The sequence below is a fragment of the Amycolatopsis sp. cmx-4-61 genome, from assembly GCF_046548775.1.
GTDB lineage: Bacteria > Actinomycetota > Actinomycetes > Mycobacteriales > Pseudonocardiaceae > Amycolatopsis.
This window is the reverse complement of the sequence record NZ_JAEBEI010000028.1, coordinates 21411-34448: the sequence shown is the minus strand read 5'-3', so window position 1 is coordinate 34448 and position 13038 is coordinate 21411. Positions and strand designations below refer to the sequence as shown.

Genomic DNA, 13038 nt, shown 5'->3' with positions numbered 1-13038 from the left:
GACCCCCATGACATCGCCGACGCTCACCCGCCCCGAACTGACCGCCGCCGACCGCTGTGACCGGTGCGGAGCAGCAGCTCAGGTACGAGCCGTCCTCTCCGGAGGTGGCGAACTGCTCTTCTGCGGGCACCACGCCCGCGAGCACGAGGCCAAGCTCAAGGAACTGTCCGCCGACATCCAGCGGTAACCACGCGCGAGCGAAAGGCGGCCGGTGCGCACAGGCACCGGCCGCCTTTCTGCATCTTGCAGAATGCGTGACCGAAATCACGGTTCGGTGGCGAACAGCAGTGATTCCGGACACGAAACCGGACAAGAAATCAGACAGAATCCAGCACGACTTCGAACGCCACTTCCGCGGCGCCGAGCAGCTTCCCGTCGGCCCCCAGTGCCGAGCTGACGATCCGCGTGCCGCCGACCGCCCGGCTCACCAGGCTGCGCCGGCGCACCTCCGCGCCGACGTGCCGCAGCACCGCCTCCGGCAGCACCGTCAGCAGGTCGCCGAGGATCACCAGCTGCGGCCCGAGCAGGTTGACGACGTTGATCAGCCCCAGGGTCAGCCACTCGGCGAACTCCGCGAGCCGCGTGAGCGCCTCCTCCGGGTCGCGGCCCAGCTCGCGCAGCTCGAACAGGATCGCCCCGCGCGGCGTGTCCTCGGGCAGCCCGAGCGCCCGGCACAGCGCCGCCTCGCCGACCTCGGTCTCCCAGCAGCCGCTGCTGCCGCAGTAGCAGGGCCGCCCGTCCGGCCGGATCACCATGTGCCCGATCTCGCCGACGTACCCCGAGCCGCCGCGCAGCGCCGACCCTTCGGCGATGACGCCGCCGCCGACCCCGACGTCCGCCGAGATGTACACCACGTCGGACGCCCCGCGGGCCGCCCCGCGCAGGTGCTCGGCGACCGCGCCGAACTCGGCGTCGTTGCCGACCAGGATCGGGACCTGGAGCACGCCGCCCAGCCGTTCGCCGAGCGCCACGTCGGTCCAGCGCAGGTTCGGGGCCTCGTGCACGTGCCCGTCCGCGCGCCGGACGACGCCGGGGACCGACACCCCGGCCGCCACCGGGGTCACGCCGAGGTCGCCGGCCAGGATGGCCGTCGACTCCACGACGTGGGTGATGACTTCGCCGGGCTGCCCCATCCGGCCGCGCAGGTTCCAGCTGTTGCGGCCGAGGATCTGGCCGCCCAGCCCGACCAGCGCGATCGCGACGTGCTCGACCTGCAGGTCGACCGCGAGCACGACCGCCGCGTGGGGTTGGGGCAGGACCAGGAGCGAGGGGCGGCCCGCCCCTCGTCCCGGCCTCGGCACCTTCTCCTCGACGACACCGGCTTCGGCGAGCCCGTCGACGAGGGTCTTGATCGTGCTCCGGTTGAGCCCCAGCTCGGCGGCCAGGGTCGCCCGGGTGCTCGGCCCGCTGACGTGCAGCAGGCGGAGCAGGGTAGTGCGGTTGTGCCGGCGCACCTCGTCCGGTCGTGCAACGGGCGTGCTGGTCACGGGCTTTATCATCCCATGCTGGTTCAGCGCGCCGACGCAGCCGCGCGGCGCCGGGAGAGCGCGTCGACCGTGGCGGCGAGGAGCAGGACCAGACCGGTGATGATGTTGACCACCGCGGCCGGCTGCTTGAGCAGGCCGAGGCCGTTGATGACGACGGCGATCACGAGCCCGCCGACCACGGCGTCGGACACGCGGCCCTTGCCGCCGAACAGCGACGTGCCGCCGATGACCGCGGCGCCCACCGAGAACAGGAGGGTGTTGAGGCCACCGGACTGCGGGCTGACCGAACCGACCTTCGACGCGGCGACGATGCCGCCGATGGCCGCGACCGCCGAGCCGATGACGAAGACGCTCGCCCGGATCTTCGGCACGTCGATACCGGCGCGGCGGGCGGCTTCCTTGTTGCCGCCGACCGCGTAGACGTACCGGCCGTACTTGGTCCGGTTGAGCACGTAGGTGCCGGCGACCAGCAGGACCAGCATGATCGGGATGACGTACGGGACGCCTTCGATCGTGACGACCGCCTTGTTCGGCGAGCGGTTGATCGTCAGCAGCCAGGTGCCCAGCGCCGAAAGCACGACGAGCGCGCCGACCTTGAGCATCACCAGCGCCGTCGGCTGGACGACCAGGCCGCGCTGCAGCCGCTTGAAGTGGCTGACCAGCGTGATGACGGCGAAGCCACCGGCGGCGAGGAGGAAGAAGATCCAGCTGCCGAGGATGTCCAGGTTGCCGTTGGCGATCTTGTACAGGACGTCCGAGTTGCTGATGCCGATCGTGCCGCCCTCACCGATGAACTGCAGCAGGACACCCTGCCACACGATGAACAGCGCCAGCGTCACGACGAAGGACGGCATGCCGATCTTCGACACGAGGAAGCCGGTGATGCAGCCGATGGCGGTGCCGACGCAGATGGCCAGCAGGATCTCGAGCCAGGCGTTGGCGGGCACGCCGATCGCGACGATCAGCAGGCCGATCAGCGAAAGCGCGGCGCCCGCCCAGATCCGCTGGTAGGCCGACAGCAGCAGGGCCACGGCCAGCACCCCGATGAAGGTGATGAACACGCCGGTGCCCAGGGAGCCCAGGAGGTTCCCCGCGTTCACGTAGTGCAGGGCCATCACGGACGCGGCGACACCGGAGGCCACACCGGCGGCGAGGTCGATCTCGCCGAGCAGCAGGACGAAGACGATGCCCATCGCGATGATGATGACGCCGGCGCCCTGCGGGAACACGTTGGCGATGTTGGCCAGCGTGAAGAAGTTGTCCGACAGCGCGCTGAACAGGATGACGAGCACGAGCAGGCCGAACAGCGACGGCAGCGCGCCGAGTTCACCGGCCCGCAGGCGGGCGAAGTAGTCGCGGATCGCTTCGCCGGGTGACATCGATGTCGTGTCGATGCCGAAGTCGGAGATCGCCCCGGTGGGGGCCTGGGTCTGCGCGAGCGCGTCGGCGGGGGTGCCGACCTCGTGCCTGGCAGGGGTTTCAGTCATTTCCGGTTCTTTCTTCCCGCTCACAGGACCACGGCTTCGGGCCGGGCAAGGCCGAGGTCACCGGAGCGACCCGCGGTGATCAGCTCCACGACCTGGCCGTGGGTGACGTCCTTCGTGTGCACCTCGGCGACGAGCCGGCCGAGGTAGAGCACCGCGATGCGGTCGGCGACCTCGAACACGTCGGCCATGTTGTGGCTGATCAGCACGACCCCGAGGCCCTGCTCGGCGAGCCGGCGGACCAGGTCGAGCACCTGCCGGGTCTGGGCGACACCCAGCGCGGCGGTCGGTTCGTCCAGCACGACGACCTTGCTGTTCCACAGCACCGACTTCGCGATGGCGACGGTCTGCCGCTGGCCACCGGACAGCGAGGAGACCGGCGTGCGGACCGACTTGACGGTCCGGACCGACAGGGAGGCCAGCGTCTCGCGGGCGGCCTTCTCCATGCTGGCTTCGTCGAGCTTCCACGAACTGCCGCGCTCGCGGCCGAGGAACATGTTCTGCACGATGTCGAGGTTGTCGGCGAGCGCGAGGTCCTGGTAGACGACCTCGATGCCGAGTTCGGCCGCGTCCTTCGGGCCGCGGATGTGGGCGTCCTCGCCGTTGAACCGCACGGCCCCCGAGTCGTACGGGTGGATGCCGGCGATGCACTTGACGAGCGTCGACTTGCCGGCGCCGTTGTCGCCGACCAGCGCGGTCACTTCGCCCGCACGCACGTCGAAGTCCACGTCGTGGAGGACGTGGACCGGGCCGAAGCTCTTGTTCAGGCCCTTGATCTCGAGAATGGGCTCACTCATGGATGGGCTTTCTCCTGGGTGGGGACCGGGCCGGGACGCGCCGTCGGGGTGCGCGTCCCGGCCCGGCTGTTCATGGGGTGGTGCGGGGGCTCAGGAGATGCCGAGCGAGGTGCACTTGGCGGCGAGGTCGCCACCGCAGATCTCGGTCGCCTTCACGTAGCCCTGGGTCACGACGGTCTTGACGTCCTTCGCCAGGATCGTCGTCGGGGTCAGCAGCACGGACTTGATGTCGCGGTTGTTCTTCGGGTCGTGCAGCTTGCCCGTGGCGATCGCGTCGGCCGCGGCCTTGTCGCCCTTGGCCAGCGCGGCGGCCAGCTTCGCCGTCGCCTCGGCCTCTTCCTTGATCGGCTTGAAGACGGTCATGTACTGGTCGCCGCGCATGACCGCCTTGAGGCCGTCGGCGGTGGCGTCCTGGCCGGTGACCGGGATCTTGCCGTTGAGGCCGTTCTTCTTCAGGATGGTGATGACCGCACCGGCCAGGCCGTCGTTCGCCGCGACGACGCCGTCGACCTTGCCGCCGTTGGCGGTGAAGATCTGCTCGAACGTCGTGCCGCCGAGCTGGTTGTCCCAGTCGTTGATCGGCTGCTTCTGGATCCGCTTCAGCGTGCCCGCCGAGAACAGCGGCTCCAGGACGGAGTCCTGGCCCTTGGTGAACAGGGTGGCGTTGTTGTCGGTCGGGGCGCCCTCGATCTGGACGACACCCGCGCCGGCCTTGCCCTTCAGCGCGTCGGCCATGGCCTGGCCCTGCAGCTGGCCGACCTTCTCGTTGTCGAACGAGACGTAGTACTCGGCGGACCCGCCGAGGCTCGGGCGGTCGTAGTCGATGACCGGGATGCCCGCGGCCTTCGCCTTGTTCTCGACGGCGGCACCGACGGCCGGGTCGGACGGGGCGATGATCAGGGCCTTGACGCCGGAGCTGATGAAGCCGTCGGCCAGGCTGCTGAACTTCTGGCTGTCGCCTTGGGCGTTCTGGACGTCGGCCTCGAAGCCCTGCGCCGCGAGGGCGGCCTGCAGCATCGGCTTGTCGAAGGCTTCCCAGCGGGCCGAGCTGGCGGTCTCCGGCAGGATGACGCCGACCTTGCCGCCGGCGCCACCACCGGCGGCGGCCGGGGCGGACGAGGAAGCGGAGTTGCTCCCCGTGCCCCCGCTGTTCGAACTGTTGGCACCGCAAGCGGTCAGCACCAGGCCGGTGCTCACCGTGGCGGCGAGGAGGGTAAGGGTTCTGCTGCGCATCCTCGTTCCTTCCGGATCCAAGCATTGGTGACGAGCGGCCGTCGGCGTGTGCGTCGGGCCAAGCGAGACGGCGATCCGGGGAGGCCCGGCGCACCGTCGCGCATATGTTGTGGGCGACAACATATGCCGCTGAGCGGCTGCGGGGAAGATAGCTGGATCGATTAAATGACACCAATTGGACACGGTTCGGCAACACGGGCTGAACCTCGCCCGGAAAGAGTAGATCCGCTGACGATGTGATCGCCAGCACTCACCGTTAGTTACATCGAGGTTTCATCGAGGCGTGATGTTAGGCCGGTGGTGTGCACCGAGCGCAACCCGTGGCGAATCCACGCTGCGGAGGCGTGATTGGTCGCCGACTTGCGGGAGCGGGCGGTCATCGTGCCCGGCAGGCCACCGCGCGGGGGCTGGACGGGCAGTCCGGCGGTGACAGCGGGATACAGAGCGTCACAAGCTCGGCCGTGCGACGACGGCCGCTTCCGGGAACGGACGGTGACCGCCGAACTTCAGCCTCCCGGGCGACAGGAGGCGTCGCCCGACCGGGGGCGTGGCTTCACCAGGACCGCAGCGTGACGATCCGTTCTTCCAGCTGCTCGACGGTCGCCATCGCGGTCACCGGCCCCCCGCAGACCCGCCGCAGCTCGTTGTGGATCGCGCCGTGCGGCTTCTTCGTCCGGTGGTGGTACATCCCCACCAGGGCGTTCAGCTCCTTGCGCAACGCACCGAGCCGCTCGCTGACCGACTGCGGCCGGGCCACCGGCGGGGGCGCTTCCTCCTTCGCCGGCTTGCGGCGCTTCTCGTCCGCGATCTGCTCTTCCTGGCGCTTGCGCAGCAGGGCGCGGACCTGGTCCGGCTCCAGCAGGCCGGGCAGCCCCAGGTACTCCTGCTCCTCGTCCGACCCCGAGAACACCGCCGTGCCGAACGAGTTGCCGTCGTAGATCACCTGGTCGAGCTCGGCCGAGGCGCCCAGCGACGTGAACGCCTTCTCCTCCTCGCCCGGTTCGTCCTCGGTGCGGTTGGCCTGGGCCAGGAGCTCGTCCTCCCAGCCCTCCTTCTCGCGGTGCGGCTTGCCGAGGACGTGGTCGCGCTGCGCCTCCAGCTCGCTGGCCAGCTCCAGGAGCACCGGCACCGACGGCAGGAACACGCTCGCCGTCTCGCCCTTCTTGCGCGCCCGCACGTACCGGCCGATCGCCTGGGCGAAGAACAGCGGGGTCGACGCGCTCGTCGCGTACACGCCCACCGCCAGGCGCGGGACGTCGACGCCTTCGGAGACCATCCGGACCGCCACGATCCAGCGCTCGTTGGTCTCGGAGAACTCCTTGATGCGGCCCGAGGCCTTCGGGTCGTCCGACAGCACCAGCGTCGGCATCTCGCCGGAGATGCGCTCCAGGATCTTCGCGTACGCCCGCGCCGACTCCTGGTCCGTCGCGATGACCAGGCCACCGGCGTCCGGCACGCTCTGGCGGACCTGCGACAACCGCGTGTCGGCGGCCTGCAGCACCGCCGGGATCCACTCGCCCGCCGGGTCCAGCGCCGTGCGCCACGCCCGGGCGTTCTGCTCCGCCGTAAGCGGCTCGCCGAGCCGGGCGGTGAACTCCTCGCCCGCGCTCGTGCGCCAGGACGCCTCGCCCGAGTACGCGAGGAAGACGACCGGCCGGACCACGCCGTCGGCCAGCGCGTCCGCGTAGCCGTACGCGTGGTCGGCCTTGCTGCGCTGGAAGCCGCCCGCGTCCGGCTCGTACGTGACGAACGGGATGGGCGAGTCGTCCGACCGGAACGGCGTCCCGGTCAGGCAGAGGCGCCGCACGGCCGGGGTGAAGGCCTCGCGGATCGCGTCACCCCAGGACTTCGCGTCGCCGCCGTGGTGGATCTCGTCGAGGATCACCAGCGTCTTGCGGTTCTCCGTGCGCACCCGGTGCAGCGTCGGGTGCGCCGCGACCTGCGCGTACGTCAGCGCGACACCGTTGTAGTCCGACGACGTGACGCCGGTGGTGTTGCGGAAGTTCGAGTCGATGGCGATGCCGGCCGCCGCGGCCGAGGCCGCCCACTGGTGCTTGAGGTGCTCGGTCGGGGTGACGATGGTGACCGCTTCGATCGTGCGGTCGCTCAGCAGCTCCGCGGCGATCCGCAGGCCGAACACCGTCTTGCCGGCGCCGGGCGTCGCCACCGCGAGGAAGTCCTTCGGCTTCCGCGTCAGGTACTTCGTGAGCGCCCGCCGCTGCCACGCCCGCAGCGGGCGCGCGGTCGAGTCCTTCTCCGCGGGAGGCGCCCCGAGCTGCGTCTCCGTCATCGCCGGTCCTCCCCCTCGCTCAAGTGCTTTGACGTGCGAAAACCCTCACTGTGGTACCGACTTCTGCTGCGTTGATCGGCCGGCGACTGCGGTGAGGGCACTGGAGCGAGTCTACCGGCCGGGTCCGACAGTTCCGGGCACCGGCACGGGTGATGTCCCCCGACACGCCCGGCCGCAGGGGGCGTGACGAGCCAAATCAGCACGGATGGACCATGCTGGACACGTCATGGGTGAGGTGCAGCCGTCCGCAGCGACGAAGGTGGCCCGCAAGGGGCCGTGGCGGCTCGTCACGCGCACGTTCGCCAAGGCCTGGGAGGGCAACATCTTCTCCGAGGCCGCCGAGGCGGCCTTCTGGCAGACGCTGTCGCTCCCGCCCCTGTTGCTGGGGCTGCTGGGCAGCCTGGGCTTCGTCGGCGAATGGTTCGGCCAAGGGGTCGTCGGCGCGGTCCACGACCGCATCATCGGGTTCTGCCGGACGGTGTTCAGCCAGAACGCCGTGCACGACATCATCGAACCGACCGTGAACAGCATCCTCACCGTCGGCAAGGGCGAGATCGTCTCGGTCGGCTTCCTCATCTCGCTGTGGGCGGGTTCGTCGGCGATGTCGTCGTTCGTGGACGCGATCACCGTCGCGCACGACCAGTACGGTGTCCGCAACGACGTCTGGCAGCGGATCTTCGCGCTGCTGCTGTACCTGTGCGGCCTGGTGATCCTGGTGGTCGGGCTGCCGCTGCTGGCGATCGGCCCCGACCTGCTGCCGGAGTTCTTCCCGCTCGCCTGGCGCCCGACCGTGACGTCGTGGGTGAGCGCGCTGTACTTCCCGGCCCTCGGCGCGATGATCACCCTGGCGCTGACCACGTTGTACAAGCTCGCGCTGCCGCGGAAGCTGCCGTGGCACCGCGGGCTGCCCGGCGCGGTGCTCGCCATGGTCGTGTTCCTGCTGTCCTCGGTCGGCCTGCGCGTCTACCTGAACTGGATCACCAAGACCGGCTACACCTACGGCGCGCTGGCCGCGCCGATCGCGTTCCTGCTGCTGATGTTCTTCATCGGGCTGGCCGTGGTGGGCGGCGCGTACTTCAACAGCGCGATCCAGGAACTGTGGCCGGCCAAGGCGACCCGCCGGCAGCGGCGCAAGTGGCGGCGGCTGGAGATGGAACGCGCGTCCGAGCGGCTGCGCTCGGAAGAGGGCCGCAAGCTGTGGGAGCGCTCGACCACGCCGCCGCGGCGCCCGCGCGCGGAAGACGGCCCGCCCGGCGGCGAAGAGCCCGAGCCGTCCGAAGAGGACCTGTCGTCACCGAGCGCGCCCGAACCGGCACCCAGTGCTGCTCAGGGTCGCGGGTCCACCGGAGGGACGACCCGGAATCCACCCGGAGACTGAGTCGCTCCTCAGGTCGGGCGTGGCACGCTTCCCCCGTCACTGACGCAGGCGTCGGTCGCCGCGTCGTTCCCGAGGGGGTTTTCGAAGTCATGTCCGTGCTGGCCAGACTGAGCCTGCGCAACCGGAGCCTGATCGGCCTGCTCGCGCTGGTCGTCGTCGGCTTCGGCGCCTTCGCGCTGCCGCAGCTCAAACAGCAGCTCTTCCCGTCCCTGCAGTTCCCGCAGGCCCAGATCGTCACTGCCTACCCGGGCGCTTCGCCGGACGCGGTCGACCGGCAGGTCTCCGAGCCCCTCGAAGGCGGCCTCCAGGGGCTGAAGGGCCTCGAGCAGATCACCTCGACGTCGTCGGACGGCGTGTCGCGGGTCGTCGCGCAGTTCGAGTTCGGCACGGACATCGACGCCGCCGTCTCGCAGATCCAGCAGGTGGTGAACCAGGTCCGGTCGCGGCTGCCGCAGAACAGCGAGCCCGCCGTGTCCGCGGGCAGCACCGACGACCTGCCGGTGGTGCTGGTCGCCGCGGGCACCGCCGGGGACCCGCAGGCCCTCGCGCCCGCGCTGACCGACCAGGTCGCGCCGGAGCTGCGCAAGATCGACGGCGTCCGCACGGTCACCGTCACCGGCGTGCGGACGCCCCGCGTCACGATCGCCCTCGACTACGCGAAGCTCGCCGCCGCCGGGGTCGACCCGGCGTCGGTCGCCACCACGCTGCAGACGGCGGGGGCCGCGGTGCCGGCCGGGACACTGACCCAGGACGGCAGGACGCTGTCGGTCCAGGTCGGCGGCGGACAGACCACTGTGGACACCCTCCGCAACCTCTACCTGACGCCGGGTGCCTCGGCGTCGCGCCCGGGCACCCCGGCGCGCGGCCCGGTGAAGCTCGGCGACGTCGCCGACGTCCAGGCCGGGTTCGCGCCGCCGACGTCGATCACGCGCACCAACGGCAAGCCCAGCCTCGGTCTCTCGATCACCATGGTGGACAACGGGAACGCCGTCGCGATCTCCCAGGCGGTCCGGGACAAGCTGCCGGACCTGGCGAAGAAGACCGGCGCCGAGATGAGCGTCGTGTTCGACCAGGGCACCCCGGTGAAGGACGCGATCAGCGGCTTGACCACCGAGGGCCTGCTGGGCCTGGCCTTCGCCGTCGTCGTCATCCTGCTGTTCCTGCTGTCGGTGCGCTCCACGCTGGTGACCGCGGTGTCCATCCCGCTGTCGGTGGTCGTCGCGCTGCTGGCGCTGTGGACCGGCGACCTGTCGCTCAACCTGCTCACCCTCGGCGCGCTGACCATCGCGATCGGCCGGGTGGTCGACGACTCGATCGTGGTGCTGGAGAACATCAAACGGCACCTGGCCTACGGCGAGGAGAAGCAGCGGGCGGTGCTCGACGGCGTCCGCGAGGTGGCCGGCGCGGTGACGTCGTCCACGCTGACGACGGTCGCGGTGTTCCTGCCGATCGCGTTCGTCGGCGGGTTCGTCGGGGAGCTGTTCTCGCCCTTCGCGATCACCGTGACGGTGGCGCTGCTGGCGTCGCTGCTCGTGTCGCTGACCGTGGTTCCCGTGCTGGCGTACTGGTTCCTGAAGCAGCCGGCGGTCCCGGCGGACGCCGTCGAGGCCGAGCGGGCGCGCGAAGCCGCCGTCGAGAAGGAGCGCCGCAGCGTCCTGCAGCGCGCCTACCTGCCGGTGATCCGGTTCGCGACGCGGCGGCGGCTGACCGTCGTGCTGCTGGCGCTGCTGATCTTCGCCGGCACGGTCGGGCTCGCGACGCGGCTGAACACGAACTTCCTCGACCAGTCCGGCGGTACCACGCTGAACATGACGCAGAAGCTGCCCGCGGGCACCAGCGTCGACGCCAAGGAGAAGGCGGCCACGGCCGTCGAGCAGGCCCTCGCGGCCGAGCCCGCGGTGAAGACCTACCAGGTCAGCGTCGGCGGCGGCGGCACGTTCGGCTTCGGCGGCGGCACCAACACGAGCATCTCCGTCACCGTCGCCAAGGACACCGACCTCGACGCGCTGTCGGACCGGCTGCGCGCGAAGCTGACGTCCCGGCCGGAGCTGGGCGAGATCAAGATCGGCGCGGACGCGTCCGGCTTCAACTCCGACCAGGTCTCGGTGACGGTGACCGCGCCGTCGGAGGCCGCGCTCAAGCCCGCGTCCGACCAGGTGGTGCAGGCGCTGCGCGGGGTGTCCGGGCTGACCGAGGTGTCGAGCGACCTGAGCGTCGGCTCACCGCGGGTGCAGGTCGAGGTGGACGACGCCGCGGCCGCCGCGCGCGGGCTGTCGGCGAGCACCATCGGGCAGGTCGCCAACCAGGCGATCGCCGGGCGCACCGTGACGCAGCTGCCGGTCGGCGGGCAGCGCACGGACATCGTCCTGCGCGCCGGCACGGCCCCGGCCACGGTCGACGAGGTGAAGGGCCTGCCGATCCCGGGCCCGGGCGGCGTCGTCCGGCTCGACGAGGTGGCCAAGGTGTCCACTGTGGACGGACCGGCGTCGGTGCACCGCACCGGCGGCGACCTGAGCACCACGGTGACGGCGAAGAACACCGGGAACGACCTGACCAAGACCACCGCGGACATCAAGTCCAAGCTGGACGGCCTGACGTTCACCGGCGGCGCGGCGTACTCGCTGGGCGGGGTGAGCCAGGACCAGCAGGAGGCGTTCTCCAACCTGTTCCTGGCGCTGCTCGCCGCCATCGCGATCGTGTTCCTGATCATGGTGGCGACGTTCCGGAGCCTGATCCAGCCGCTGATCCTGCTCGTGTCGATCCCGTTCGCGGCGACCGGCGCGATCGGGCTGTTGCTGGCCACCGGCACCGCGCTCGGCCTGCCGGCGTTGATCGGGATGCTGATGCTGGTCGGCATCGTCGTGACGAACGCGATCGTGCTGATCGACCTGATCAACCAGTACCGCGCCGAGGGGATGAGCGTCGCCGACGCCGTCACCGAAGGCGGCCGGCGCCGGCTGCGCCCGATCCTGATGACCGCGGCGGCGACGATCTTCGCCCTGGTGCCGATGGCGCTGGGCATCACCGGCCAGGGCGGGTTCATCGGCCAGCCCCTGGCGATCGTGGTGATCGGCGGCCTGGTCAGCTCCACGCTGCTGACCCTGGTCCTGGTCCCGACCCTCTACACGATGGTCGAGACCCGCAAGGAACGCCGCCGCGCGCGCCGCGAAGCCCGCCGCACCCCGGCCCAGGCCCCCGAATCAGAGTCCCTGAACCCGGAACTCGCGTGACCCAAAGGTCGACACGCGTGATTTGAGGGTCGACACGCGTGATTAGGAGGTCGACACGCGTGATCAGGAGGACGACACGCCGGAGCCGGACCAGGCCCGGCGTGTCGTCCCTTCAATCACGTGTGTCGACTCCTCAATCACGCGTGTCGACCCTCAAATCACGCGTGTCGGCCCTTCCGTCACTGGCGGAAGCGGTAGGTCTTGCTGTCGAAGAGGATGCAGATGCTCGGGGACATGACGATCACGCGGAGGGTGTTGTCGCGTTCGTCGAAGTCGATGCCTTCGACCTCGAACGAGCCCGAGCAGCCGCTGCGGAGGGGGAGCTGGCCTAGTGAGGTGACGTGGGCGGTGACGTCGGTGCCGGAGAGGGGGCCGGCTAGGTCGACCTGGAGCAGGGGTTTCGTGGTGCCGAAGAGGCTGCCGTCCGGGTCGTCGGACGCGCAGAGCAGGCGGGTCGCGGTCTGGAAGTCGCAGCCCTGGACGTCGCGGACCGGGTGATCGAGCCGGATCGCCGCCGCGTACGGCAGGTTCTGGGCCGGGTCCTTGGCCACCACGCCGGGCATCGGGTGCACCAGGAGGCGGTCCATCGTGCCCCACTCCCCCGCCACCAGCCAGCGTGCGTCCGGCGACACCGCGGCGAAGGAGTTGTTGTTCGCTTCCCACGACTCGAGGTTGTGCTTGTAGTCGGCCCACGAGCCGTCCGGGGCCTGGACGCGGAAGAGCTTCGCGCCGCGGTCGTCACGCTGGTAGGGCTCGACGTACCAGCCCTGCGCCGAGCCGGGGTCGCCGACGTGGTTCCAGCCCTGGGCGGTCAGGTCGGCCGGGATCGTGCCGACCCCGGTGTAGCGGATCGTCGTGCCCGACGGGCGCACGATCGTCGCGAGACCCTGGCTTTCGTCGAGGGCGCGGGCGTTGTCCGAGCCGACCTCCGTCCAGCCGGTGACCGCCTGCGCCAGCGCGGGCGAGACGACGGCGAGCAGGGCGGCGAGGGTGAGCACGATCCCGGTTCTGCGCATGTGCGACTCCGGTGGGTGAGAGTGACCTGGCCTGCTGGATTTACCAGGCCGCCCACCCCGGGCACACCCGCCGAATGAAGGTTTTTCACGTTTGTTCGACGATTTGTCTCATCCCGGACAGCT

General features: G+C 70.4%; 9 protein-coding genes. 3 read left to right on the top strand and 6 right to left on the bottom strand.

Annotated features, from left to right (window positions below):
• Positions 1 to 7 precede the first annotated feature (7 nt).
• Complete coding sequence (locus tag ACLJOU_RS42820) at positions 8 to 187, top strand: hypothetical protein (RefSeq protein ID WP_191316871.1); 180 nt, start codon at positions 8 to 10, stop codon at positions 185 to 187.
• Positions 188 to 317: 130 nt separating this feature from the next.
• On the opposite strand, the gene ACLJOU_RS42815 is transcribed toward ACLJOU_RS42820, so the two are convergent.
• The 5 genes from ACLJOU_RS42815 to ACLJOU_RS42795 form a co-directional block, all read right to left on the bottom strand.
• Positions 318 to 1499, bottom strand: a complete 1182-nt coding sequence (locus tag ACLJOU_RS42815; RefSeq protein ID WP_410575012.1) for an ROK family protein — start codon at positions 1497 to 1499, stop codon at positions 318 to 320.
• Positions 1500 to 1510: 11 nt separating this feature from the next.
• A complete protein-coding gene (locus tag ACLJOU_RS42810) occupies positions 1511 to 2974 on the bottom strand; it encodes a sugar ABC transporter permease (protein WP_410575011.1) in 1464 nt (487 codons plus the stop codon).
• Between the two features lie 20 nt (positions 2975 to 2994).
• Positions 2995 to 3768, bottom strand: coding sequence for an ATP-binding cassette domain-containing protein (locus tag ACLJOU_RS42805; protein ID WP_043783645.1), 774 nt, complete (start codon positions 3766 to 3768; stop codon positions 2995 to 2997).
• Positions 3769 to 3858: 90 nt separating this feature from the next.
• Positions 3859 to 5001 carry a sugar ABC transporter substrate-binding protein gene (locus ACLJOU_RS42800; RefSeq protein WP_410575010.1) on the bottom strand — a complete coding sequence of 381 codons (1143 nt, stop codon included), beginning with the start codon at positions 4999 to 5001 and terminating at the stop codon, positions 3859 to 3861.
• Positions 5002 to 5554: 553 nt separating this feature from the next.
• Positions 5555 to 7291, bottom strand: a complete 1737-nt coding sequence (locus ACLJOU_RS42795; RefSeq protein WP_410575009.1) for a DEAD/DEAH box helicase — start codon at positions 7289 to 7291, stop codon at positions 5555 to 5557.
• A 226-nt stretch (positions 7292 to 7517) separates the two neighbouring features.
• Here ACLJOU_RS42795 and ACLJOU_RS42790 point away from each other — a divergent pair, with 226 nt between their 5' ends.
• Together ACLJOU_RS42790 and ACLJOU_RS42785 are read left to right on the top strand one after the other, a co-directional pair.
• A complete protein-coding gene (locus ACLJOU_RS42790) occupies positions 7518 to 8669 on the top strand; it encodes a YihY/virulence factor BrkB family protein (protein ID WP_410575008.1) in 1152 nt (383 codons plus the stop codon).
• Between the two features lie 89 nt (positions 8670 to 8758).
• Entirely contained in the window at positions 8759 to 11899 is a 3141-nt protein-coding gene (locus tag ACLJOU_RS42785) for an efflux RND transporter permease subunit (protein ID WP_410575007.1), read from the top strand.
• Positions 11900 to 12078: 179 nt separating this feature from the next.
• On the opposite strand, the gene ACLJOU_RS42780 is transcribed toward ACLJOU_RS42785, so the two are convergent.
• On the bottom strand, positions 12079 to 12915 hold the full coding sequence (locus ACLJOU_RS42780) for a hypothetical protein (protein WP_410575006.1): 837 nt from the start codon (positions 12913 to 12915) through the stop codon (positions 12079 to 12081).
• Between the last annotated feature and the right edge of the window lie 123 nt (positions 12916 to 13038).